The organism is Metabacillus rhizolycopersici (assembly GCF_020075705.1).
Genome location: NZ_JAIQUM010000016.1, coordinates 41,015 through 67,303, shown reverse-complemented (window position 1 = coordinate 67,303; position 26,289 = coordinate 41,015). Strand labels below are relative to the sequence as shown.

The following is a 26,289-nucleotide window of genomic DNA, read 5'->3' as shown; positions in this document are numbered from 1 at the left end:
ATTGTATAAACCGCTTAAAACCTTGATATATCAACGTTTATTATTTCATTTGACCTTGCATTTGTTTCATCATTTGGTTAATTTTCTTTTGTGATGGTTTCATCCCCATTTGCATCATCATCATTTTTAACATTTGTTCATTGATTGGTGGATTCTTCTTTAGATAATTCATCATATATTTACGCGCAATGAAAAACCCTAGTGCAATTCCAGCAAGTAGTGCTAGAACGCCTACTAGAATAACAACCCATAACTCCATATAATTTCCTCCTTCTTGCTGTCTAACTTACAGTGTACTAAACCCTTTGATATTATACAACATTTGCTGTATTTTTTCTTCATATTTAAACAAAATTTCTTTCTTTTATTGGATTTAGCCACCCATATCTTTCGCCATTCAAATCCATCGCTAAAAAACATGGATCGAATTTTCTTAACACCTCAAAAAAAATCGTTTCTGCCTCATAGCTTCCGTAAGATATGAGCTCGAGGTAACGTTTTTTCACAATTATTGTAGCATTCCCACGCTGATCATTCAGCTCGATTTTATGAACATGATTTACCTTTTGATCGAGAACACGATTTACTAAGTTTGTCTCAAGTAACTGATTTATCTTTTGCATCGGTATCGGCCTTGTAATAAAATTTATTTGCTTTTCAAGGGTATCGTTATGATTTGAGCGAACTGTGGTCCAGTGAAAATCCTGAAACAGGTGAAAAATTTTTGACTCACGACCAAAGTAGTGACTTGCAAATTCCTCTTCTATTAAATAAATATAATAGTGTCTCACTTTCCACTCCTCCTCTATCATCCTATTTCTTCATTATATTAGAATGTTTGAGCAAGAATTGTCTTACGACGGAGAAAGAAGACACTATTTTTGTCGAAGTTGTCAGCTTTTCATTTTTCATTCCTTCCACAGTCGCAAAAATCAGTAACGATATCCACATCTTTTATGTCTATACTCACTTGAAAAGTGACTTCCATCGAGAGAATTTAGTTTATTCCCCAATGATTTTTAGTGAAACTCAACAAAGTATTTCGGATATTTATTACTACCAAACGAAGGCCAACCCCATAACTCTTAATCCAATCATGTTTGAAATACTACCTTTACTCTGCTAGTACTTTTTCCTCTGACGCAACGGTACCAATTGTAGTATGCGCATATAAAAAAGAATAAATCCTAATGATTTATTCTTAGTTAATGAAGATTATGTTTTTTATCATCTTTTAATTTCTGTGGTGTTACGTCATTTCCGTTTGGATCAACGATCGTTACACCTTTTAACGTATTTTTCATCGAAGAACGAAAAACTTGTAAATATTGCTGACGTAGCAATTGTTGTTCTTCTTGTTCCTTAGCTGTTAAGCCTTCCATTTTAGACTTTTTTGATAATTCATTTATACGATCGAGTTTTTCTTTAGGTAGCATAATAAATAATTCTCCTCTCAACTTACAAGTATAACAAGTTTTTAGCAATATCTATTCGGATCTGCAGTAATCGCTTTACTCCTCAAATAGATCATGCAGCTTAGCCCTAATAGAATTAGGCTGTCATTTTTGATTTAATCAAAAATAATTCATACTTGCCATAATACTAAAAAGAGGAACAAATAACAACTCCAACGCATTTTACTTATGTTTGGATTTTAGAGGGAAAGTAATGATTAGCTACCGTTGTTATCATGATTTAAACTTTCGTTGTATTCTTTATATCTTCTATGAACAGTCGCCTTACTTACTTCATAGCCTACTCCTCTAAGTGTAGCAGCAATTTCATGGAACGTAAGCTTTTTACTACGAAGCTTAAGAATTTCCTCGATTGGAACATCAATTTTTTCCCGACCTCCACCCTTATCTAAATTGGATAAGTTATCCTGTGGCCTATATCCATTCTCAATCGCCCGATTCATGCCCCTTTTAATCTTATAGTTAACTAGTTTTCTTTGAAATTCTTCAACAGCAGCAAGAATATTTAATACCATCAGATCCGATTCGGATAATTCGGGTTCTCCTTGTTCATTTAGTGAAAATACCTTTGCATCTAATTTCCTTATTTCATGTAATAAAGCTATTTTCGCATGACCTCTGCCTAAACGGGTATCATCCTGTACAAGAATCATACTAGCATGTTTGTCCTTAATCATTGCTAGCGCTTCAATTATCCCATCTCTATCCATGTCATATCCACTATGTCTCTCTTCAATCACTTTTACAACATCAATATTATGTATTTCAGCAAGTCTTTCTAATTCCTCTCTCTGTCTAACAATTGAAGTATCTTGTGCCTCTTTATCTGTACTTACTCTACAATATATAATCGCCTTCATTTTCATACACACCAGCTCTATTAATCATTTATCGATCATTTTCATTTAAATCAATTCTATTATAACAATTATTCACTTGCAATTTGTTCAATTTGATATCCATTTTCTTTTTTAACCGGTACAAACACGAAATCTCCTGGTTTAATAATACTAGTTTGGAGTTCATTTTTTTCTTGAACCCATGTTACAAATTCTTGTTTTGAGATATCGGTTTTTTCGTAGAATCTATCAGCAATACTCCATAAACTATCGCCGTCTTCAATTTTCACTTGATGAAATTTTTCTAAATCTTCATGATTACCAGTATAAGTAATAGCTCCTGCAACAGCTAAAAACACAAAAAAGAATGATAGGATATAAAACATTGTTTCTTTTTTCAATTTTACCACCTCATAGGAATATTCGTTCGTATTAATAACTAAAGTATAAAACGAACAATTGTTCCAGTCAACCCTTTTTTTCGAACCTACGTTTGTACTTATAGGTAAAAGATGCTATACTATACATAAATTATAGGAATCCGAGGTGTTAAATGGGATGACGAAACTATCAAAAAGGCAGCAAGATATCTTAAATTTTATAAAAGATGAAGTTCAAAGAAAGGGTTATCCGCCATCCGTTCGTGAAATTGGTGAAGCTGTTGGTTTAGCATCTAGCTCAACTGTTCATGGCCATTTAGCTAGATTAGAATCAAAGGGTTTAATTAGGCGAGATCCAACAAAACCAAGAGCGATTGAAATATTGGAAGATGAAGAAACCCAACATATTCCTAAAAGCAAAGTCATCAATGTACCTGTGATTGGCAAAGTAACAGCTGGCATTCCCATTACAGCAATCGAAAATGTGGAAGAATATTTCCCACTGCCCGATCGATACGTTACAGATGACGAGCATGTGTTTATGCTGGAAATTATGGGTGAAAGTATGATAGAGGCTGGTATATTGAATGGAGATATGGTCATTGTTAGACAACAGCAAACTGCAAATAATGGAGATATTATCATAGCAATGACAGAAGATGATGAAGCAACGTGTAAACGATTCTTTATGGAGAAGGATTATATTCGTCTCCAACCAGAAAACTCAACAATGGAACCAATTATTTTACGAAATGTAAGTATTTTAGGGAAAGTTATTGGAGTTTATCGTACGATTCACTAAAAGTCTGCCCATCGGCAGGCTTTTTTATTTACTCCCTTTGATAAAGCTGTCATCATCAATGAAATACAGATAAAATTTAATATTTTTGATATAAATACGAAACTTTATTAGAATACGAAAATATATTCTATTCTTTTCCTTGAGAAACATTATACTTTTAAGAGCTATCATTATCCTCTCACTTACGATAAACGTAGTTTTATTAGTCGTCACCTTTCCGCATCCTATGCTTCAAAATTGGATGATAAAATTTATCCTCAGTTTATTGAAGCGTTTCATAACCTATTTAATAAATTTAACAAAAAACGGTGTTGTAACTTTACCGAATGTCATCCAATGTCCAATGCTATTGCGAATTAGTAAAAAACGCGTAGTGACTATGTTAAACACTTTATAAGAATCATTTAGAAAAAAACGTAGCAGTGAATAAAAGGATTCGATGGAACATATCCCTTTATAATGTGAGACGTACCTAATTCTTTACAGGTAGTTATCCCCGGCCCAACTTTTTTTGCTACACTTGTATCTTGAGATTAGGGATTTCTTCCTGTTATAGCTCATAAAGGGAGGTAGAATAATAATGTTAGATAATGTGTTGCAATCCCCATCACTATCACTTGTTGCTGATTCCACTAAAGTATTAAATTACAAGCTCAATTCACAGAACTACATAACTCAAATGTTTGCCGCGCAACTTCCATCGATAAAAACTGGCTTTTTTAATGTGCATATGAGTAGAGGATTTATCATTCAACCACATTGGCATACGAATGTAAACGAACTCGTTTTTATCATATCTGGAGAAGCAAGTGTCGCTATTTTCAATCCTTTTACACGAAAGCTTATGACATACCGACTAACTCAAGGTCAAAATATCGTACTTCCGAAGGGATGGTTCCATTGGATTGTGGCCCTCAAAGACCAGACACACATGCTAACAATATTTGACAAGCCCACTCCCGATATTGTCTATGGTTCGGATTTTCTCCGCTTTACTCCCGCAGATATTATGCACCTTGCATACTGTATAAATCCAGATGAATACAATCGTGCCGTAGCGCCAATACAAGCATCTCACGTCTTAGGCCCACCGAAATGGTGCGGTAACCAACCTGGGACGTATCAACCCCATCAGCAACAGTACTACGCAGAACAAATGCAGCCTCCAACTGGATACTACAACTATTAATTGAATCTGACATGAAATATATCCAAGAACGTTTAGGACATGGTAACATACAAATTATATCTGATGTTTATTCTCACATAAGTAAAAAAAGCGATATTGACGTAATGAACAAATTCGAGGAGCACATGAAGAATGTCCTTGAATAATTTTTTTGAAATAAAATCGGGCAAAAATCGGGCAGTTACTAAAATAGGCGGAAAACTATTGAATTGCCCGATGTAAAAAAAGCCCCGATACTAGTCGTATCAAGGCTTTCAGTGATTAATATTGAGACATGTATTGTTCTCTTTCCCATGGATGTACGTGTGTACGGAACATATCCCACTCAATTTCTTTCGCTTCAATGAAGTGCTCAAATAAGTGCTCACCTAGTGCATGCTTCATTGTGCTGTCTGTTTTTAATACTTCTAAAGCTTGAGCAAGTGTTGCTGGTAAATCAACAATCCCATTTTCAACGCGCTCTTCTTTCGTCATTACATAGATGTTACGGTCAATTGGTTTCGGCGCTTCGAGATTATTCTTAATTCCATCAAGACCTGCAGCTAAAAGTACACTCATTGCTAAGTATGGGTTCGCTGCAGGATCTACGCTACGAACTTCAACACGCGTGCTTAATCCACGAGAAGCTGGAATACGAATTAATGGACTTCTATTTTGTGCAGACCAAGCAACATAACATGGTGCTTCATAACCTGGTACAAGACGTTTATATGAATTAACTAATGGATTTGTTACCGCAGTGAATGCTGGTGCATGTTTGATAATACCTGCAATAAATTGTCTAGCTGTATCACTTAATTGAAGATCACTGTTCTCATCCAAAAATGCATTTTCACCATTTCGGAATAACGATAAGTTCATGTGCATCCCTGATCCATTTACACCAAATAATGGCTTTGGCATAAACGTAGCATGTAATCCATGTTTACGAGCAATTGTTTTAACAACTAATTTAAAAGTTTGGATATCATCACACGCTTTAATTGCGCCAGCATATTTAAAGTCAATTTCATGTTGTCCTGGTGCTACCTCATGGTGAGAAGCCTCGATTTCGAAGCCCATTTCTTCAAGTTCTAACACGATATCACGACGGCAGTTTTCACCTAAGTCTGTTGGCGCTAAATCAAAGTAACCACCATTATCGTTTAGTTCTAGTGTCGGTTCGCCCTTTTCGTCTAGTTTAAACAAGAAGAATTCTGGCTCAGGTCCTAAGTTAAATTCTGTAAATCCAAGCTCTTCCATTTCTTCTAATAGTCGGCGTAAATTGTTACGAGGATCCCCTGCAAATGCAGTTCCATCTGGGTTATAAATATCACAAATAAAGCGCGCTACCTTACCCTTTTCTGCTGTCCAAGGGAAGATGACGAAAGTATCTAAATCTGGAAATAAATACATATCAGATTCTTCAATACGGACAAAACCTTCAATCGAAGAACCATCAAACATCATTTTGTTGTCTAGTGCTTTATCAAGCTGACTAACTGGTATTTCAACGTTTTTAACAGTTCCAAGAACATCTGTAAATTGTAATCGAATGTATTTGACATTGTTTTCTTTTACTAGACTTTGAATATCTTCTCTTGAATATTTAGACATTGAAAATCATCTCCTCTAGGAAAAAATTCATTTTAATTGTAACTTTCTAAAAATCATTTGAAAAATCGTGACATGTCACCTTGTCTTAAGGTTGATTGATTAAATCGACCAGCTTGCATTAATTCTGATTTCAGAAGTTTCCGCAGTTCTGTATCACTTAATTCAGGCTTTTCAACAGTTTTAGGTTGCTCTAGTTGGCCTTCATTATGTGCGTTTTCTTTACGAAAGAAAATTTGTTTAATTCCCGCCAAGTTAACACCTTGTTCAATTAATGAACGAATCTCCAATAATTTATCGACATCATGGAAAGAAAAGACTCTCCTATTCGTGTCTGTTCTAGCAGGAAAAATCAATTCATTTTCTTCATAATATCGAATTTGTCGAGCAGAGAGTTCTGTGAGCTGCATAACAATTCCTATTGGAAATAATGGCATTGAGCGGCGAATGTTATCACTCATGTTATTGTCTCCTTTGTAATAACTAATTTGATTATATTTCACGTTACATTATGTGTCAAGTGGATGTGAGGAAAAATAACATAGATTTTAATAGTTAGCTATTTATCGAGATTAATTCCTGATCTACTAGTGAATCAATAGCAGAACAAATCGCAATTTTCACATGGGAATAGGTCAGTCCACCTTGTACATAGGCAACGTACGGTGCTCTAATCGGACCATCAGCCGATAATTCTATACTAGCACCTTGAATAAATGTTCCTGCAGCCATAATTACATCATCTTCATATCCAGGCATGTAGTTTGGATATGGTGTTACATGTGAATTAATTGGAGAGGCATATTGAATCGCCTGACAAAAAGCCACCATCAGCTTTGGATCATCGAATTGAACCGATTGGATTAAATCTGTTCTGATATGATCCCACGAAGGATTCGTCTGCAACCCGATTTCCTCTAAAAAGGCTGATGTAAAAACAGCTCCTTTTAAGGCTTGTCCTACGATATGTGGCGCTAAAAAGAATCCTTGATACATTTCTTGTAAGCTATATAAGGAAGCACCAGCTTCTGCCCCAATACCCGGTGAGGTCATGCGGTATGAGCATGCTTCAACTAAAGATTGTTTCCCAACAATATATCCCCCAGTTTTCGCTATACCTCCACCAGGATTTTTTATCAACGATCCTGCCATTAAATCAGCACCTACATGACACGGTTCTAAGTCTTCGACAAATTCTCCATAGCAATTATCTACAAAAACGACAAGATCTTCTCTAATTGATTTTACAAATGCGATCATTTCTTGTATTTGTGCCACTGTAAAAGAAGGTCGGGTTGCATAACCTTTCGATCGCTGTATACCTATCATTTTTGTTTTTGGAGTAATCGCGTCTTTTACGGCTTCAAAATCGACGGATCCATTTTCGCTTAAATCGACTGTTTGATAATCAATTTGAAATTCCTTTAATGATCCAATTCCACTACCTCTTATCCCAACAATTTCCTCAAGTGTATCATATGGCTTGCCTGTAATATAGATCAGTTCATCTCCAGGTCTTAAAACACCGAATAACGCAATTGAGATGGCATGGGTTCCAGAAATGATTTGTGGTCTTACTAATCCTGATTCCGCACCAAAAACATCTGCGTAGATTTCTTCTAATGTATCTCTTCCGGTATCGTCATAGCCATATCCTGTTGTCGGCATAAAATGTGAATCGCTCACACGATAATTTTGAAAACTTCGCAACACACGAAATTGATTCGCTTCGCTTTGTCTATCAATTTGCTCGTGCACATTTTTAATCTTATTTTCAACTTTTTTCACAATAGGTGCAATTTTAGTTCCGTGCTTAAAATTCTTAAACATCATCCTTACCCTCTCTTCGCAAACTTCTCTAACTGACCATTAATTGAATGAGATGGCAGAACAAATCCTTCAATTTCGTAAACTTCTTTCTCTTCATTAAAGATTAACTTGTCAATTAATGATTCTGTTTTTAATTGAGAAATCATTCTACCTTCGTCAGTTGGTATTTGTACATAATAATGATTCATCACATCTTTAGCAAAATTCTCTACTCTATTCATTAAAACTTTTAGATCATCTTTTGAAAAAGCAGTAATCCGGATATAATCTTCTTTCGACGAAGGGACAAATGAACCCGGTGCATCATCTATTTTATTGTAGACCATTAGAATAGGAATATCGGTAATTTCCAATTCTTCAAGCAACTTATAAACTGTTTGCTCATGGTTTGCATAATCTTCATTTGAACTATCGACTATATGTAAAATTAGATTAGCCTCTTTTACTTCCTCTAGTGTTGAGCGAAAAGCGGCAACAAGTGTTGTTGGGAGATCTTGTATAAACCCAACCGTATCTGTAATAAGCGCTTGATAATTAGATGGAAATAACACTTTACGAGTCATTGGATCAAGTGTTGCAAACAGCAAATCTTCTTCAAAGCTTCCAGCTGTTGTCAAACGATTAAATATCGTTGATTTCCCCGCATTTGTATAGCCAACGAGAGCAATTTGGAAAGCTTGATTTTTTTTACGGCGTTCTCGATAACGGTTTCTGTGGCTAACAACCGTCGCAAGCTGTTGTTTAATTTCATGGATTCTATTCCGAATATGTCTTCGATCTGTTTCGAGCTGTGTCTCCCCTGGACCTCTTGTTCCAATTCCCCCACCTTGACGGGATAATGAAATACCTTGTCCAGCAAGTCTCGGTAACAAATATTGAAGCTGTGCTAATTCAACCTGAAGCTTACCCTCTTTTGATTTAGCTCGCTGCGCAAAAATATCTAATATTAATTGCGTTCGGTCAATAATCCTTACATTCAATATCGTTGCTAAATTTCGTAACTGACTAGGTGACAATTCGTCATTAAAAATCACGATATCTGGTTCAAGTTCTTCTACAAGATTCAATAATTCCTCAGCTTTCCCTTTTCCGATATATGTAGCAGGGTGGGGCCGATCTCTTTTTTGTATACAATCTATTAGCACTTCTCCATTTGCTGTTTTTGTTAATGATGCAAGCTCATCCATGGAATATTGAAAATGATCATCTTCCATTGTTTGAAGCTGACAACCAACTAATATGACTTTTTCTTTTATTATATGACTTGTGTTGTTCAATAAATAACCCTTCCTTTTCGCTATTCTAGCACCCTAATCATATCAAACATTTTGATATTTCACTAATCTATCTTTCATTCTTTGCGACAGAAATCTATACACCTATCTTTGACCTCTTATTTATGATAGATATCATACCAATTTTTATTTCTTGACCATTGTGAAATTGAGCTATAAAATCATTGAGACAGCAGGATTGAACCTATACGGAGGAAATATAAAAATGACTTGGGAAGTTTTTAGTATTATTGGGACTGTTGCTTTTGCGATAAGTGGAACAATTGTCGCATTAGAGGAAAAATATGATATTTTCGGTGTTTATGTATTAGGCTTTGTTACTGCATTCGGTGGTGGTGCCATTCGGAATCTGCTAATTGGATTGCCTATTTCTGCTTTGTGGGATCAAGTGTTACTATTTCAAATTGCGCTCGTTGCAATTACTTGTGTTTTTCTTTTTCCACATAGATTATTAAAGCATTGGCATAAATGGGGTAATTTTTCAGATGCCATCGGTCTATCTGCATTTGCAATTCAAGGAGCGCTATTCGCTCATAAGATGGGGCATCCAACAAGTGCGGTCGTCCTTGCGGCAGTTCTAACCGGATGTGGAGGAGGAATTGCACGCGATTTACTAGCAGGTCGAAAGCCATTAGTGTTTCGAGCAGAGATTTATGCGTTTTGGGCAATTTGCGTTGGTCTTTTAATCGGACTAGAAATTGTAAAACAACCGATCGGACTTTACATTTTATTTGTAGGTACTGTTATACTCCGAGTTCTCTCCTATTCGCTTAAATGGAAATTACCTTATCGCAGTTTACAATCTATATCGAATGAGCAGATTCACTCAAAATAAGCATATTATCACTTGAGATATACAATCAAATACGTAAGGGAAACAGGCTATTTCAATCCAATTTCCCTCTTTCTTTGTTTAGCGAACTATAAAAAGTTCTTGTACTGTGGATAAGCCCACGACATCCAGCGCCTAGCTCCTCTAGGGTCTACAGCCACTTATTTGCCCAAGACTGACCAAGGCGCTTGCGCTTTTGTTCTTATCTATTAATTGATTTTTTGTAATGATTTTCTTGATTGGTTCACTTTACATTTAATATAGGTCGGAGTTGTTTCAAACAAATCAGCTACATATAAAGTGGCTCCGTAGTATGTTTTTTCATATGACATTTCTTCCCTAACAATGTAATCAATAATTGTTGCTTCTATATCATGAATAAATGGTAAGATGGATTTATTATTATTTAGAATTTGGTAAACTTTAGTAATGAGAATCCGACTTTTATGATATTTTCCTATTATTTGACCAATAACGTTCTCATTAAGTGATCGTTCATTTCCCACAATATATGTAAGCTCTTCTAAAAATAATTTGTTATCACTCACCATCATCACTCCCTCTTATACTTAATATTTTATCATCGCCACCACGCAAAAGAAAGCGCATTCATTTGATTGTTCAATAGCTTTTCTCGAACGAATATCGCTCATCTTATGCTGTTAACGTATCACTTTACATATTATCGATAATATTTATTAATTTTAGAAATCACTCTACAAAAATAAGAGGTAATTCCTCGAGAATCACCTCTTTTTATTTGCAAACTTCATTTCTATTTATCTAGTTTTTCTATTTTCAAAATCCCATTTACATGATTTGTAGTTTCAACATATGCCAGAATTTTGTCGTTCACATTAATTTTTTCTGTTATCGGTTGTTTTACATTTTCAAGATTAAAGTGAATTTTCGTTTTACCATCAACTGATTGACCAGAATATTCATTACCACTAATATCGGTAATAATATAAGTAAATGTCTTATATAATCCAAGTGATTCACTTTCTTCGATAGGATTCGTAACTGCTTGTTTTTCATGTGACTTTTCAAAATTAATGAATAATATAAGAAATATGCAAAGTAGTAAAAATAAAATGATAAGTTTACGTTTCATCACAACCTCCAAAAATTGGATCAGTAACAGTATGAAAAACCACGTTATGGATCGTCTTTTATCTAATTTACTTTTTCATCAGATAACACTACATCTTGGCTTTTGATTGTTAAAAGGTCATCACGGTTATATTTATCAGTAAGTAATAAGCGCATCGCCTGCGAACGGATTGATTTTTCGATGATATTTCGTACATATCGACCATTGCTAAATTTGGCAGGTGTTGTCATTGTTTTAACGACCATCAAATGCTCCTTTAATTTCAACATTGCATCATGACTAAAACGATATTCTCGTTCAGTCATCATTCTTAATGATATGTCCATCAGGTCATCTACTGAATAATCGGGGAAATCAACGACTAGTGGAAATCTGGACAATAACCCTGGATTAAGTGATAAAAAATTATCCATTTCTCGTGGATACCCCGCTAGTATTAAAACAAAATCATGTTGTTTATCTTCCATATGCTTTACTAACGTATCAATTGCTTCTTTACCAAAGTCCTTTTCACCACCTCTTGCAAGTGAATAGGCTTCATCAATAAACAAGATCCCACCAAGTGCCTTTTTAATAAGATCTCGTGTTTTTTGGGCAGTGTGACCAATATATTCCCCTACTAGATCTGCTCTTTCAGCCTCAATGAGATGGCCTTTCGAAAGTACGTTCATTTGAAAGAACAATTTCCCGACTAAACGAGCTACTGTTGTTTTACCAGTCCCTGGATTTCCTTTATACATCATATGAAGGGCTTGTTTTCCAGCCTTTAACCCTTGTTCCTCACGTTTTTTATTAATAAAAATCCACGCATAGATTTCTTTTATCATTCGTTTCATTTCATTCATTCCAACGAGAGAACTCATTTCGTTTTCAATTTCCTTAAGAACAGTGTGCTTCTCTTCAACCTTAGGAATTTTCAAGTCATAGGAAGTTGAGCTTACATTATTTTCGATTTTTTCTTTTGATTGATTATTTAAGACAATATTTATCTGTCCATTCGTTTTATACGTAACTGCACGATCTTGTTCCAAAGATCTTCACCCCACAGTCTAATGCTATTTATCACAAATTAACTACTAGTAGCACCAACTTCTTGAAATATCACCTTTTCGTGTACGTTTTCAACTTCACTCCACAGAGAATCGTCATCAATTCATGGAGCGATTATCCGCACTTTTGGTCGGTTGGAGCATACTTGACGTTTATTTGCGGTTCTAAGCGCTAGTTCATATGTAGATCTTGAAATCAAAGGATTGCTGCCAATTGATGCGGAAAAACTTCAATTTGTTCAATAATCAAGCTTATACTTTTACAAAAAATGGTCGAAAATATATGAAAATTGTTACTTTATGCGCTTTCCCAAGAAATATTCATTCCTTTATTTATATTCATTTTTTAGAAATTTACTACAATTGTAGGAAGTTTTTTAGGTTAATACCTTCCGTAACGGGCAATACCATCTTATTTCAAGATTCAAGAGAATCATAAAAAGTAGGTGGGAAACACTGACCGTAAAGTTTCAGGTAACTCCCGCTTTACGAGGTCTGTAAGATTCTTTGCTGTGGCTAATTAAAAAATGACAAAAGGAGCTAATCGAATTTTAACGATTTGCTCCTTTTAATGTTACTATTCAAGCTCTAACTGAATATTTTTTTGTGGTGCAAACGTTGAAATCGCATGTTTATAGATAAGCTGTTGTTTACCTTCTGTTTCTAACAGCACAGTAAAATTATCAAAGCTTTTTACGGTGCCTCTTAATTGAAATCCATTAAGTAAAAATACGGTAACAAATATACCATCCTTACGTAATTGGTTAAGAAATTGATCTTGAATGATAATTGATTGTTTCATGTTTCGTCCTCCTCTTTTCTCTATACCTTTTAAATTCGATTAAAGTTGAATCTTTCCTGCTATGTATGTAAAAATATCATCAACCATTCCATCATACTTAATTGGTGGGGTCATATCAAACCATTTTACTTCCATTTTATTACGAAACCATGTCAGTTGGCGTTTTGCATAGCGCCTTGAATTTTGCTTTAATTGGTTAATCGCTTCATCATATGTCATTTTCCCATCAAAATAGTCATAAATCTCTTTGTAGCCTATTGCTTGAATCGCTTGGGTGTTGCGAATGCCCTTATCATAAAGCTGCTTTACTTCTTCAAGTAAACCTTGCTTTACCATAATCTCCACCCGCTGATTTATGCGGTCATAGAGGATTTCTCGGTCCATTGTTAATCCAATTAATGCAACATCGTAAAGAGGTTCTTGCTCTTGACTATTTATGTATTCAGACATCGTTTTATTTGTGCAATGGAAAACCTCAAGTGCCCGAATGACTCTTCTACTATTGTTTGGGTGAATTTTCCAAGCCGATTCAGGATCAATTTTTTCCAGTAATTGATGGATCGCCTTTGCACCCCTATCTTTCAGTTCAGCCTCAAGCTTGGACCTATATTCGGGATCTGATGGATTTTCTGTGAATTGATAATCATATAAGACAGATTGTATATATAAACCAGTACCTCCAACAATCATCGGCGTTTTCGTCTGATTAGCAATTTCTTCAATTAATGGCCGGACATTTGCCTGAAATTCAGCAACCGAAAAGTCTTCTTCAGGACTTTTAATATCAAGTAAATGATGTCGAATCCCTTCCATTTCATTCACGCTTATCTTCGCAGTTCCAATGTCCATTCCTTTATAAATTTGCATGGAGTCACCACTAATTATTTCTCCATCAAGTCGATGTGCTAAATCGATACTTAGTTTTGTTTTTCCTACAGCAGTAGGACCAATGATGACGACGAGCTTCTTTTTCTCCAATAACAATCACTCTTTCGAATCTGATAAATACTTCGTTCATCATCTTAACATGTGAACTACATGAACACCAGATTATTGTTTCCTATTTCATATATTTGTAAACATTGTTCCACACGAATAAAAACATTGTTCAAAAATCCATACCTTTCCGAAAAAGTCTAAAACGAGTAAATTTCTAGTTATCCCATCATTTGATTTACATAACATTATTATTGTATTAACCAAAAGATAATTTCGCTCATAAAAATAGCACAGTCCTATCTTTACAGCGATCTCAATGGGAAAAATCCCCCACCATTGCTTTCATTCCGGTGGGGGATTTTTGCTGAAAATAAATCGGGTTAGTACCTTTACTTTAAATTATTCTTTTTTAATACTTCTTTTTGTTTTAACCCCTTCTTGGACAGATAATTATTTTTCCATCCTGCATAAAGAAAATAAAAACCAGAAACAACAGCAATAAAATCATTTACAAAATCTTCAGGAATCGTTTGATAACCAAGCATATTTAACACGGCATTTATTGCAGCTACAATTAATAAAATAAATCGTGTAAAACTCGCTTTGTCCAAATGAAGTACCTCCTTTAGATGGGATCAATCAGTTTTTCATTGTGAAAGCTAACATTCTAATAATCATACAAATCCTCTTTCATATCTTTATATATTCAATTTTGCTTTTACTAGACGTATTATTTATTTTTTATCCCATTCTTAACTGGCAATACCCAAATCTTGAGCCTTAGGAGCATCAAAGGAGAGTGATGGGGATAACCTTGTAGGACCTTTACTCCTTTCATGGGTATGTCCATACCTTCGCAAGACAATATAAAAGCCCTCATTTAGAGGACTTATGATCTTCTATTATTTTGTTTTATCTCATCAACCAACTTAATGAATTGTAGCAACAAATGTAAAGGCCAGAATATAGTTGTTAGGATGATCTCATAACGCTTTAACTCATTGATTTTATATACTGAATACAGTATACCAATGGTCAGATAAATCAGTAGCTCAAGCATAATGATGTTCCTTTCTCTTTTTGTTAGTATATTCATCCATTTCCAACTGGTTCCATCTCTATTTCGAAATAGGAACAAAAGCGCAAGCTCCTTGATCAGCCTTAGGCATAGCATAAAATGCTTTTGAGTAGAAAGCGTACTTTGCCTTCTATTCAAAAGTGGTTGTAGACCCTAGAGGCAGTCAAGAATGCGACGTCCTGTGCTTCGGGGCCGGACGCTTACGCTAGATGTCGTGCTCTTATCCACAGTACAAGAATTTTATAAATTCCTAAGCAGTAAAAAAGCCATTTAAAAAGTAAAGGTCCACTTACCCTTCACTTTTTAAATGGCTTTGTGTATTAGCCTTGATGTGAACTTTTTCTAGCATAATAGAAAGCGAAATCTCCCTACATTACCCTTTTTATTATCCATCTTCATGAACATTTGTTTTGTTTCACGATCTAATTTTTTTCTTCTATTGAAATTTCAATCCAATAATAAAGCTAATTTTAAAATTCAGGAGCCATATAAAAAGTTGGTTGAAGGTGCTTTGAGGAAAATTAGAATTAAATTACGTGATATGAAGATTGAAATATGGAAATTAAACGTTGGATTACATTAAATTAAAGAATACTTAAACTTCATGTGATCTAATTGTCTTAGGTTAAATTACACAAGGGGGGGGTATGGATTCTATACAAAAAATTGGAGAAAGGTTGAAAGCTGTTCGCATTGCAAGGAATTTATCATATATTGATGTTTGTAAGTCGATCGGTTTTTACAAAGAAGGATTATCCAATATAGAAAATGGAATTAGACCATGCACCCTAGAGATACTAATCAAACTATGCAAAACATATGCGGTATCTCCAGAATATATTTTAGGGTTAGAAAATTTAATTTGGGAGATCGAACCTCGATGGGCTTCATTGATTAAAGAAATGCAATTAAGGAATTTGAATCCTCGTCAAGTATATAAAATGGTTGAACGGGATTTTAAGAGAACCGAGAAGTTGGAAAATGAAATACTAAAACAAAATAAACACCCCCTCCAATAGGAAGAGTATATCAAATACTGAAATATACATAATAATAGAAGTCCATTGCTAAAACTGGAATTGCAAATTAATTTACAGGCAGTATCATCTGAAAATTTTGTACAAGCACTTAAAAAAACAAGCACTGAACAATGAATGTGGTAGAAATGTGGTCAATTCAACAAAAAATACGGGTAGAACGCTTGATACATCAACGTTTTACCCGTATAGAAATTACATTACCCTCTTAAACATTTTCTCCATCTCATACGTTGAATAGTACACGATAATCGGTCTTCCATGTGGACATGTAAACGGGTCTGACGATTTTCTGAGCGTTTCTAATAAAGCAAAGATTTCATCGTTACGTAAGTGGTGGTTTGCTTTAATCGATGCTTTACAGCTCATCATGATTGCCGCTTCTTCACGTAGTTTTTTTATATCGATTTTTTTCTCATCTAACACTTGTTGAATGATGTCTTCAATTATTGCCGTTTCATCGCCTCTTGGAAACCATTGTGGATGTGATCTGACGATATAGCTGTTGCGACCGAACGGTTCTAAGAAAATACCAACTTTCGCAAAAGTGTCCATGTGTGCTTCTATAATCATCGTTTCATCATTTGAATATTCAAAAGTTAGGGGAACTAAGAGCTCTTGCACTTCTGAATGGATCTCCCCTACTTTTTCCCGATAAAATTCGTATTTAATTCGTTCTTGGGCAGCATGCTGATCAATGATATAAAGCCCACGTTCATTTTGTGCTAAAATGTACGTTCCATGCATTTGACCGATTGGATATAAAGGTGGTACACGATCATTTGTTGAAATCTGTTCTTCATGTTTATCATCAGCAGGAAATGAATCATTTTCAACCTTTTCCTCAAATTTCGGTGTCTGTTCCAGATCTTTAACTGTTACATCTTGCTCGATCGTTTCAAAGGGGTCAAAATCATCTGCTAACACGGGCAGTTCAAATACTGGCATATTTTGTGATGGACTCGATGCTAACTGAACCTCTTTTACGAATAGATTTTGATGATCCCCGCTAAACGATTGCTGCGTTTGTAATTCACTTTTAGACGAATGATCAAACGTGAATTGCTGTTGTTCATCGGATGACTTTAACTTTTGTGTTTTAGGAAGTTCGACAGATGGAATGAGCTGTTGTTGTCTAAATACATCACGAATTCCAGCTGTTATTAGTTCATTTAATTCTGCTTCTTTACTCAATCTTACTTCAAGCTTAGATGGGTGAACATTGACATCAACAAGGATTGGATCCATTTTTATCTCAATGAAAACGATTGGAAAACGGCCGATTGGAAGCAATGTGTGATAGCCCTGTTGGATTGCCCTTACAAGTGAATAGTTTTTAACAAAACGACCATTAATAATCGTAGAAATATAGTTTCTAGAGGCTCTTGTTATTTCTGGTAGAGCAACATAGCCACTCACATCGAAATCTAGTGATTCTAACGTAATTTTCTTCATTTTTTTAGCAATTGACATCCCATAAATAGCCGCTAAAACTTGACGTACATCACCATTTCCATTTGTGTGTAACAGCTTTTTACCATTATGAACAAGACGGATTGAAACCTCAGGATGTGAAAGTGCAATTCGATTCACAATGTCGGTAATATTACCAAGCTCCGTATGAACGGTTTTCATATATTTCAAGCGCGCTGGAGTATTAAAAAACAAATTACGAACAGTGATATCTGTGCCCTTTCGGCTTGCTGTTGATTCATGCTTTTCAATTTTCCCACCGATTAATACGATGTTGGTTCCTGCGCCTAATCCAGTACTTGTTTTCATATCAAGCATGGAAACAGATGCGATACTTGGTAAAGCCTCACCTCTAAATCCCAATGTTCGAATGCGAAACAGATCATTTTCATCCTTTATTTTACTTGTTGCATGTCGATGAAAGGCATTTAGGCAGTCATCTTGTTCAATGCCATCACCATTATCAAGGATGCGGATTTTACCTATACCAGCTTCCTCGATTTCAATTTCTATAATAGTACTATTTGCATCAATTGCGTTCTCTACTAATTCTTTCACAACAGAAGCAGGTCGTTCGACAACCTCACCAGCTGCAATTTTATTTGATAGCTGATCATCTAGAAGAATAATCTTTCCCAAGACTCTCACCTCTCTTTGTTTTTAACCATTCTGGCACTCTATTTTACTTTTTTCTGGAGCTGATACAATTCATTCATTGCATCTAATGGTGTCATTTCTAATAAATTCATTGACTTCAATAAATCAATAACAGCTTGTTCTTTTTTCTGTAAGGAAGGAGCTTTTTTAGGTATTTTCTTTTCCTCAGAGAATAAAGATAGTTGCGCATCTGTATAAACTTCTTCTTTTACAACTGTTTCCTTCGTCATTGGTTTTGTTACTGTTTTATCAGCTTCTAATTCGATTAAAATTTCCTTAGCTCGTGTAATAAGAGACTTTGGCAGATCCGCTAACTCAGCAACATGTATGCCATAGCTTTTATCGGCGGCACCCTCTTCAATTTTGTGTAAAAAGACAACCTTACCATTCTCTTCAATGGCTTTAACATGAATATTTTTTAACGAGCTCAATTGTTCTTCAAGGATCGTTAACTCATGGTAATGCGTAGAAAATAATGTTTTTGCACCAATATGCTCGTGTATATGTTCAATAATCGCCTGTGCTAACGCCATACCATCATAGGTTGACGTCCCTCTTCCAATTTCATCAAATAGGATTAAACTTTGCGAGGTAGCATGTGCAATCGCATTTTTAGCCTCAAGCATTTCCACCATAAATGTACTTTGTCCTGAAATCAAATCATCCGCGGCACCAATTCTAGTAAAGATTTGATCAAAAATTGGTAACACCGCTTCTGATGCAGGTACGTAACAGCCGATTTGCGCTAAAATCGCGGTTAAAGCAACTTGACGCATGTACGTACTTTTCCCTGACATATTCGGACCAGTAATGAGAAGCATTTGACGCTGATCATTGAAAAAACAATCATTCGGAACATACTCTTGTGAATCCATCACTTTTTCAACGACCGGATGACGGCCATCTTTCATGAAAAGCTCTCCTGTTTGTGAAAACTGTGGCTTACTATAATGACGATTTTCACTAACTGTTGCAAAGCATTGAAGAACATCCAGCTCACTTATACGCTTAGCCAATAGCTGTAATCTAGGAATATATTGCTTCACCTGTTCTCTTAGGTCGACAAATAATTGATATTCGAGTTCAACAATCTTTTCTTCTGCTTCTAAGATTAATGTTTCTTTTTCTTTTAATTCAGGTGTAATAAAACGCTCTGCATTCGTCAAGGTTTGCTTCCGCTCGTACATGCCCTCCTGTAATAAATGCAGATTTGCTCTTGTCACTTCGATATAATAGCCAAACACTCGGTTGTAGCCAATTTTCAATGATTTAATCCCTGTTTTTTGACGTTCTTGCTGCTCTAATTGCGCAATCCACGTTTTACCATTTCTACTTGCATCACGATATTGATCAAGCTGGGCGTGATAACCGTCTCTTATAATATTTCCTTCCTTCACTGAAAGAGGTGGGTTTTCAACAATTGCATCTTCTAATAATTTACTTAAGTCCTCACAAGCATCTAATGGTTCGGACAGAAAAACTTCATTTTTTAACGACTGACATAGCTCTTCAATAGCTGGGACTTGTTGAAGTGATTTGTTTAATTGAAGTAAATCTCTTGCATTCACATTTCCAAAGGCAACTCGTCCAGCAAGTCTTTCTAAGTCATATACCTCTTTAAGTAGAGCACGTAAATCCTCGCGTTCAAAATAGTTCGAGATCAATGTTTCGACCATTGTAAGACGAGCTTCAATTTTTGCACGGTTGACTAATGGCTTATCAACCCATTGCTTTAGTAATCTTCCGCCCATCGCCGTTTTTGTTTCATCTAATAACCATAATAACGATCCTTTTTTCCCTTTTGAGCGAATCGTTTCAGTTAACTCTAAATTTCGCTTTGAATGAAGATCAATTTTCATTGAATCGTGTAAATAGTACACGTTCACCTGTTGAAGATGTTCAAGACTACGCTTTTGTGTTCGTTGAAGATAGGTTAACAGTCTTCCAAATGTGCAGGTGAATCGTTCATCATGTAATTCCTCGATGATCTCTACAAAATCTGAAGAGATCGTCGTTTCCGATTCATACGATAATGTTGCTTGGCAACGGTCAATAAGTTGCTTTTTCCATTCATCAGGAAAATTGCTTGAAATGACAACTTCCTTTGCTCCAACTGAATAGATCTCGTTCAAAATTTCATCAAAGCTTGAACAAATCGCCACAAGGTTTTCACCCGTTGTTAAATCACTTAAAGCAAGTCCAAATTGGGAATCAAATGCTGTAATTGAAGCAATATAGTTATTTTCTTTGTCATGAATGCCTTTTCCATCCATCACCGTTCCAGGTGTAATAAGCTGAACAACCTCTCTTCTTACTACACCTTTTGCTTGCTTTGGATCCTCTGTTTGTTCGCAAATCGCAACTTTAAATCCTTTTAATATAAGTTGCTCAATATAATTAGGTGCAGCATGATAAGGAACCCCACACATCGGGATTTTCTCATCTCCACCACCATCTCTGCTAGTTAACGTAATTTCTAATTCTTGTGATGCATTGATGGCATCCTGAAAGAACATTTCATAAAAATCACCTAAACGAAAAAATAAAAAGGCATCTTGGTAGTCTGCCTTAATCTTTAAATATTGCTGTATCATCGGCGTGTATGTTGCCATATTAATCCTCCAATATCACTAAAACGTACTTAAAAATCAACTATTATTATAGCATAGATCGACAATTCCCTGTGATAATGTGAATGGAAATCACAGGAACCTAACGTGAAATGTTCATTTTAGGATTATTTTTCTATCAATCATAGCCATAAGGAATTGAACGACATAATCCAGTGGTCACTTCTTTTAGTTTACATAACATTATCATTAGCTAAAAAGAAACTAGGAGGGCTTTTCCTCCTAGTTACTCTTCAACGTCTCCAATTAAAAATTCTGGGTTTAAATCTTCAAATTCGTCATCCAACTCTTCTTCCCAATCTTCATCATCTTCACAACCATCTGGGTTTACGTGTACACACACTTTTGTTTCACCAATTACTTCTGCGAGATGCTCTCTTTCTGCTTGAACAATAATTTTATTGCCATTTGGTGAAATTGTAACCTCTAGACAATTTGGTTGTTGTAATACTTTACAAATCACTTCGTGTTCATCATCAAGAAAGTTGTCATCCTTATATCTTAATTTAATGACATCTTCATATTCGACTCTCTCTGTTACTACCTCTGTTTTTGTGTTTTCTTTGTAGGAATACCAAACGCTTATGTCGTAAGTTCCTACTACGACAACTGTTTTACCCTTCTTGTGTGCATCATAATTATGGTTTATGATCCAACCACCTAAAATGCTCGCAGGTTTTTGCGATGGTGTAATCGTATGTGTACATTGTGAAAATTTGCGGCCTTTCGCAACTACTGCTTTCGTAATTATTTCTCTGTATTCAGACATTCGAGCATACCCTCCTCAATAAATCTTCATATAATCCTATGCTAGGCAATTAACGATTGTGCTAACTAATTAACGAAAATGATGACAGGTTTCTCCATTACATGAAACCGTATAGTTCATTGTATGCGTTGAGAAATGAATATGTGCCTAAAAAGCGAAAATGGTGCTTGTTTACTCCAAAAAATTTATGTCCATTTTATCTGTTGGGACTTCTTTCATCATCAAGTACTTTCTATTAAATGCAATGACGATCACCAAATGAATTCGAACTTATTCTCAATTCGTTATATGAGGTTTTTAGTTGTTAACCTAGCTTTTGTAAATCTCCTACCTCAAGATTCTAGAGAAGCAAAGAAGATAGGTGTGGGATAACTACTCATAAAGATTAGGGTAAATCTCGCTTTCCTGTTTTAAACGAATCATTCTACAAACTCGTTCTTGGACTATTAGTCAAGTTAAATGATTCAAATAAATGTATGAAATGTTCGTCGTCGATATGCTTATTTGTAAAAAAAATTCATTCTGGTTGAATTTTCTCTGTCTGATAGCATGAGGTATTTTCAATTTGAATTCAATTGATCGTGAGTGGTTTCTAAAAAAGAACATAAAAAAACGAGGCTAGCGTATTTGCCATAGCCTCGTTTTTAACTAGTAAGAGCAGTTTTCTCCAGATGAACTTTTGACCTTTGATCCTGTTTCACCTGCTAACAGATCTCCACCTGTTGAGGTAATAATTTCATTGGTTACTTTATTTGAAATCGTATGAGAAACAAGCTGCAGTAAATCGTTTACTTCAACTTGAGATTCTTGGAATTCTTGAATAATTGGGATTTCATCCAATTCATCTTGAATTTTTTCAATTTTCGCTTCAACTTGCTTTAATGCTTCATGCTTCCCATAATGCTGGTAATTTACAGCCTGTTTCTGAAGACTTTTTATCTGTGCAAGCATTTCACTTATTTTTTTATTTTCATTGATTTGTGCCTCTGCGCGCTTAAAGAAATCAACTTCATTTGATTCAGAAATCATTAGTGCAAGTTCTCGAGCTTTTGCTACGATATCGTCCTTTGTATACAATGCCATCTTATTTCACCTCAACTGATTCTTCTACTATATCTCCGTTAAGTGTCCAAGTTTTTGCTGTTGTAATTTTCACCTTTACAATTTGCCCAATGACAGATTTAGGTGCTCTAAAATTTACTAGCTTACTTTTTTCAGTGTAGCCTGCTAATACATCCGGGTTATTTTTACTTTCACCCTCGACAAGAACGTTAACAATTTGCCCTTCATATTCCTTTAATTTTTTAGCAGATGTTTCATTTACAAGAGCATTTAGTCGTTGCAGACGTTCCTTTTTCACTTCCATTGGTACGTTGTCCTCCATTTTTGCTGCAGGAGTACCTTCACGTGGTGAATAGATAAACGTATAAGCACTATCAAATCCTACTTCACGATACAATGAAAGTGTTTCTTCAAATTGCTCCTCTGTTTCATTTGGGAAACCGACAATGATATCTGTCGTTAGCGATGCATTTGGCATTGCTTCCTTAATTTTACGTACTAATTCTAAATAATGTTCACGACTATATTTTCGGGCCATAATCTTTAGAACATCGGTGCTACCAGATTGTACTGGTAAATGAATATGATCTAATAGATTTCCACCTTTTGCTAAAACTTCAATCAGATGATCATCAAAGTCACGCGGATGACTTGTTGTAAAACGAATTCTCGGAATATCAATTTTAGAAATTTCATCCATTAAATGACCTAAACCATAGTCCATATCTTCAAAGTCTTTTCCGTACGCATTTACGTTTTGGCCAAGAAGTGTGATTTCCTTATAGCCTTGAGCAGCCAACTGACGAACTTCATGGATAATTTCCTCAGGGCGACGACTACGCTCTTTCCCACGTGTATACGGAACGATACAGTACGTACAGAATTTATCGCAGCCGTACATAATGTTTACCCATGCTTTAATCTCCCCTTTACGTACTTTAGGAAGATTTTCAATAACGTCCCCTTCTTTTGACCATACTTCAACGACCATTTCTTTTGAAAGATAGGCTTCGTTTAAGATGTTAGGCAAACGATGGATGTTGTGTGTTCCAAAAATCATATCAACAAACGGATGAACCTTTAAAATACGATTTACAACAGATTCTTCCTGAGACATACAGCCGCAAACACCTAATAATAAGTCAGGTCTGCCCTTTTTCAACGTTTTTAAGTGTCCAAGCTCACCAAATACTTTGTTTTCTGCATTTTCACGAATCGCACAGGTGTTTAGTAAAATAACATCGGCATCGGCAACACCATCTGTTGGCTCATAGCCTAGTGCCATGAAAATACCTGCCATAACCTCTGTATCATGCTCATTCATTTGACAACCGTATGTGCGAATGTAAAATTTCTTTCCTTGCCCCATCCCTCTAAATTGTTCTGGAATAGCAAAGCCATCATATTGTACTTCTTCTTTTCCACGTTTTTTCGCGTCCTTCAAGGAAGGTGGCATATACACTGCTTGAAAATACTTGCTGTAGTCCTTTTCGGATTTTTTGTCCGATGGGTTTACTTGAGTACTTTCCTTACGTTGCTGTTCATTCATTATGTTATTCTCCTTTCAAACATTCCTTACATTGATGATCACTCTATCAGTGGTTTTTTCTTTACTCTCCACTAATGGTTTGTGAAACTTACCTTAGCTTTTATGGGCAAATACCCTCCACCTTCGCCACTTTGATCCAGTAATTGCTTGGTGGTGAGTGTATTACTGTCCGTTAGTGCGGGGTAAATATTCTTTCATTTTGGTTAATAAATATAGAAACGTACAACTTAATAGTATATCGATTCTATCCTTAGAAAACAATAATATATACATATTGTACATAATTTAACACATCTTTAATAGAAAATGTGAATCTACATTTTTAAATTAATGACACTTTTCATTATAAATCAAAATATATAAAACTAAGATTCATTATTTTTAAGACTATGGAAAGGTACTTTTTATGTTAAGTTTAATCGAACTTTTCGCACCTTCTAAAAAGGGCAGCTTACCAGCAATGATAGTTGATTTGATCCAATATTGGGTTAAGTAGTGGATTTGGATTTATATCACATAGAGGGAAAGATATATCCGATGGGCACATTACCCTTTTATTGACAGCCTATCCCCTTCTAATTGTCCTCGAGCGCTTAAAATTTTAATAGAGGTGGGTTTATACCGGTAATCTGTAGTAAATTCATTTTGGGATGCTTGGGCTTCAGTAATTTAAGAAAGTAATCGCTCACATTATATTTACCCCATGAGCCCAAACGAATCACGAAACCAAACCTAAAACATTTTTTTGACGCGATATTTTCCAACTACTAGTAATAAAAACGGGAGAAATAAACCAAATGTAAAATCAACAAGTCACCACATTTTTGAAAGCATGTTATTATAATAAGTAATATTTGGAGAAATAAATAAAGTAAGGACCAATACATTTAATCCTAGCGGAAAAATAAGAGGACGATAATTTTGAAATTTTAATAATAAGGAAAGACCTAGCACCGTTACATAAAAATAAAAAGCGATTTTAAAGAAGATCGTAATTAACCATATAGAGGCAAGCGTCGCTTCAATTCGCGAAAAAAATCTTCAACATTTACATTTTTAGCCAATATAAAACTTGGATATACTTGCCTTGAAATTAAATCAGCACCAAATACTAAATTTGTCACTGACGTAATAATAATTAATACCAAACCTCCTAATAATGCACCGATATATAGACTTTTTCCAATCGTTTCTTTTTCATTTACATAAGGAAGTATCATCAGAATTTCGACGAGTTCAAGAAAGGGAAATGCAATGAATGTAAAAGATCCCCTTATGATTGGTTTAAACCCGCCTTCAAATACTGGTTGTATATTTGCAAACTTAAATTCCGGCAAAAGAAAAATAATTAACGGTAATAAAAGCAGTATGACATAAGGAAAAAGCAAATCTGAACTTCGAATTAGTGGTTCAAATCCGAGGCGAGACGCAAATAATACAACAATCATGGTCAGAATTAAAATTGCTTGGATAGGGGTTTCCGGCAAAATTTGAGTTGTCATAAAAACCCCGACTTCCCTCAAATATAATGTACAAATGATAAAGGTATAAATGACAAACAACAATGCAATTGTGATTCCTAGCCATTTACCAAAGATTTTTTCGCTATATTCAATCAACGACAATTCAGGATAGAGCTTGCTTAATGAAGAATACAGAAACACTACTAACGAGCCTACTCCAACACTAATAACAGCAACAATCCAAGCATCTTGTTTTGTCTCATATGAAGTAATTGCTGGTAAAACCAAAATAGAATCTCCGATGGTTTGAATGATGACGAAAATCAATAATTGGCGACTGCTAATTTTCACATTTTCAAGCATATTTTTTCCATTCCCTTTGTTAACAATGAATTAACGTTCTAACAAATGATTTGTATTTACTTGTATAGT

25 protein-coding genes are annotated in these 26,289 nt (G+C 35.2%); 4 read left to right on the top strand and 21 right to left on the bottom strand.

Features of this window, described 5'->3' with window-relative positions; genetic code table 11:
• Positions 1-40 precede the first annotated feature (40 nt).
• The 5 genes from K9V48_RS09835 to yneA form a co-directional block, all read right to left on the bottom strand.
• On the bottom strand, positions 41-259 hold the full coding sequence (locus K9V48_RS09835) for a YneF family protein (RefSeq protein WP_224138762.1): 219 nt from the start codon (positions 257-259) through the stop codon (positions 41-43).
• An 85-nt stretch (positions 260-344) separates the two neighbouring features.
• A complete protein-coding gene (gene sirA, locus K9V48_RS09830) occupies positions 345-791 on the bottom strand; it encodes a sporulation inhibitor of replication protein SirA (protein WP_224138760.1) in 447 nt (148 codons plus the stop codon).
• A 414-nt stretch (positions 792-1,205) separates the two neighbouring features.
• The gene (locus tag K9V48_RS09825; protein ID WP_224138758.1) at positions 1,206-1,436 is read right to left on the bottom strand and encodes a DUF896 domain-containing protein; all 231 of its coding nucleotides are present in this window, start codon (positions 1,434-1,436) and stop codon (positions 1,206-1,208) included.
• Positions 1,437-1,672: 236 nt separating this feature from the next.
• On the bottom strand, positions 1,673-2,335 hold the full coding sequence (locus K9V48_RS09820) for a YneB family resolvase-like protein (RefSeq protein ID WP_224138756.1): 663 nt from the start codon (positions 2,333-2,335) through the stop codon (positions 1,673-1,675).
• A gap of 68 nt (positions 2,336-2,403) precedes the next feature.
• A complete protein-coding gene (gene yneA, locus K9V48_RS09815) occupies positions 2,404-2,715 on the bottom strand; it encodes a cell division suppressor protein YneA (RefSeq protein WP_224138754.1) in 312 nt (103 codons plus the stop codon).
• Positions 2,716-2,872: 157 nt separating this feature from the next.
• Here yneA and lexA point away from each other — a divergent pair, with 157 nt between their 5' ends.
• Both lexA and K9V48_RS09805 read left to right on the top strand, forming a co-directional pair.
• Positions 2,873-3,496 carry a transcriptional repressor LexA gene (gene lexA, locus K9V48_RS09810; RefSeq protein WP_224138752.1) on the top strand — a complete coding sequence of 208 codons (624 nt, stop codon included), beginning with the start codon at positions 2,873-2,875 and terminating at the stop codon, positions 3,494-3,496.
• 580 nt (positions 3,497-4,076) lie between these two features.
• Positions 4,077-4,685, top strand: a complete 609-nt coding sequence (locus tag K9V48_RS09805) for a cupin domain-containing protein (protein WP_224138750.1) — start codon at positions 4,077-4,079, stop codon at positions 4,683-4,685.
• Between the two features lie 261 nt (positions 4,686-4,946).
• On the opposite strand, the gene glnA is transcribed toward K9V48_RS09805, so the two are convergent.
• From glnA to hflX, 4 genes are all read right to left on the bottom strand, one after another.
• A complete protein-coding gene (gene glnA / locus K9V48_RS09800; RefSeq protein WP_224138748.1) occupies positions 4,947-6,281 on the bottom strand; it encodes a type I glutamate--ammonia ligase in 1,335 nt (444 codons plus the stop codon).
• Positions 6,282-6,334: 53 nt separating this feature from the next.
• The gene (locus tag K9V48_RS09795) at positions 6,335-6,739 is read right to left on the bottom strand and encodes a MerR family transcriptional regulator (protein WP_224138746.1); all 405 of its coding nucleotides are present in this window, start codon (positions 6,737-6,739) and stop codon (positions 6,335-6,337) included.
• Between the two features lie 94 nt (positions 6,740-6,833).
• Entirely contained in the window at positions 6,834-8,108 is a 1,275-nt protein-coding gene (locus K9V48_RS09790; RefSeq protein ID WP_224138744.1) for a methionine gamma-lyase family protein, read from the bottom strand.
• Between the two features lie 5 nt (positions 8,109-8,113).
• Positions 8,114-9,322: a GTPase HflX gene (gene hflX / locus K9V48_RS09785; protein WP_251528570.1), complete on the bottom strand. Its 1,209-nt coding sequence runs from the start codon at positions 9,320-9,322 to the stop codon at positions 8,114-8,116.
• 286 nt (positions 9,323-9,608) lie between these two features.
• Here hflX and K9V48_RS09780 point away from each other — a divergent pair, with 286 nt between their 5' ends.
• A complete protein-coding gene (locus K9V48_RS09780; RefSeq protein ID WP_224138743.1) occupies positions 9,609-10,238 on the top strand; it encodes a trimeric intracellular cation channel family protein in 630 nt (209 codons plus the stop codon).
• A 206-nt stretch (positions 10,239-10,444) separates the two neighbouring features.
• Here the strand turns inward: K9V48_RS09780 and K9V48_RS09775 are convergent, their stop codons facing one another.
• The 6 genes from K9V48_RS09775 to K9V48_RS09750 all read right to left on the bottom strand — a co-directional run bounded on the left by K9V48_RS09775 (position 10,445) and on the right by K9V48_RS09750 (position 14,750).
• Positions 10,445-10,783 (bottom strand): hypothetical protein, encoded by a 339-nt coding sequence (locus tag K9V48_RS09775; RefSeq protein ID WP_224138741.1) that lies wholly within the window; start codon positions 10,781-10,783, stop codon positions 10,445-10,447.
• Between the two features lie 227 nt (positions 10,784-11,010).
• Positions 11,011-11,349, bottom strand: a complete 339-nt coding sequence (locus tag K9V48_RS09770) for a hypothetical protein (RefSeq protein ID WP_224138739.1) — start codon at positions 11,347-11,349, stop codon at positions 11,011-11,013.
• Positions 11,350-11,411: 62 nt separating this feature from the next.
• The gene (spoVK, locus tag K9V48_RS09765; RefSeq protein ID WP_224138737.1) at positions 11,412-12,380 is read right to left on the bottom strand and encodes a stage V sporulation protein K; all 969 of its coding nucleotides are present in this window, start codon (positions 12,378-12,380) and stop codon (positions 11,412-11,414) included.
• A gap of 595 nt (positions 12,381-12,975) precedes the next feature.
• Positions 12,976-13,200, bottom strand: coding sequence for an RNA chaperone Hfq (hfq, locus tag K9V48_RS09760; protein WP_224138735.1), 225 nt, complete (start codon positions 13,198-13,200; stop codon positions 12,976-12,978).
• A 39-nt stretch (positions 13,201-13,239) separates the two neighbouring features.
• Positions 13,240-14,184 (bottom strand): tRNA (adenosine(37)-N6)-dimethylallyltransferase MiaA, encoded by a 945-nt coding sequence (miaA, locus tag K9V48_RS09755; RefSeq protein ID WP_285872541.1) that lies wholly within the window; start codon positions 14,182-14,184, stop codon positions 13,240-13,242.
• A 344-nt stretch (positions 14,185-14,528) separates the two neighbouring features.
• Complete coding sequence (locus K9V48_RS09750) at positions 14,529-14,750, bottom strand: phage holin (RefSeq protein ID WP_224138731.1); 222 nt, start codon at positions 14,748-14,750, stop codon at positions 14,529-14,531.
• Positions 14,751-15,864: 1,114 nt separating this feature from the next.
• On the opposite strand from K9V48_RS09750, the gene K9V48_RS09745 reads away from it, so the two are divergent.
• Positions 15,865-16,236 (top strand): helix-turn-helix domain-containing protein, encoded by a 372-nt coding sequence (locus K9V48_RS09745; protein WP_224138730.1) that lies wholly within the window; start codon positions 15,865-15,867, stop codon positions 16,234-16,236.
• A gap of 213 nt (positions 16,237-16,449) precedes the next feature.
• On the opposite strand, the gene mutL is transcribed toward K9V48_RS09745, so the two are convergent.
• From mutL to K9V48_RS09715, 6 genes are all read right to left on the bottom strand, one after another.
• Entirely contained in the window at positions 16,450-18,366 is a 1,917-nt protein-coding gene (mutL, locus tag K9V48_RS09740) for a DNA mismatch repair endonuclease MutL (RefSeq protein ID WP_224138728.1), read from the bottom strand.
• 38 nt (positions 18,367-18,404) lie between these two features.
• Complete coding sequence (gene mutS / locus K9V48_RS09735) at positions 18,405-20,996, bottom strand: DNA mismatch repair protein MutS (RefSeq protein ID WP_224138727.1); 2,592 nt, start codon at positions 20,994-20,996, stop codon at positions 18,405-18,407.
• 244 nt (positions 20,997-21,240) lie between these two features.
• A complete protein-coding gene (gene cotE, locus K9V48_RS09730; protein ID WP_224138725.1) occupies positions 21,241-21,783 on the bottom strand; it encodes an outer spore coat protein CotE in 543 nt (180 codons plus the stop codon).
• Positions 21,784-22,431: 648 nt separating this feature from the next.
• Positions 22,432-22,866, bottom strand: a complete 435-nt coding sequence (ricA, locus tag K9V48_RS09725) for a regulatory iron-sulfur-containing complex subunit RicA (protein ID WP_224138723.1) — start codon at positions 22,864-22,866, stop codon at positions 22,432-22,434.
• A 1-nt stretch (position 22,867) separates the two neighbouring features.
• A complete protein-coding gene (gene miaB, locus K9V48_RS09720) occupies positions 22,868-24,394 on the bottom strand; it encodes a tRNA (N6-isopentenyl adenosine(37)-C2)-methylthiotransferase MiaB (protein WP_224138721.1) in 1,527 nt (508 codons plus the stop codon).
• A gap of 995 nt (positions 24,395-25,389) precedes the next feature.
• Complete coding sequence (locus K9V48_RS09715) at positions 25,390-26,220, bottom strand: GerAB/ArcD/ProY family transporter (protein WP_263432782.1); 831 nt, start codon at positions 26,218-26,220, stop codon at positions 25,390-25,392.
• Between the last annotated feature and the right edge of the window lie 69 nt (positions 26,221-26,289).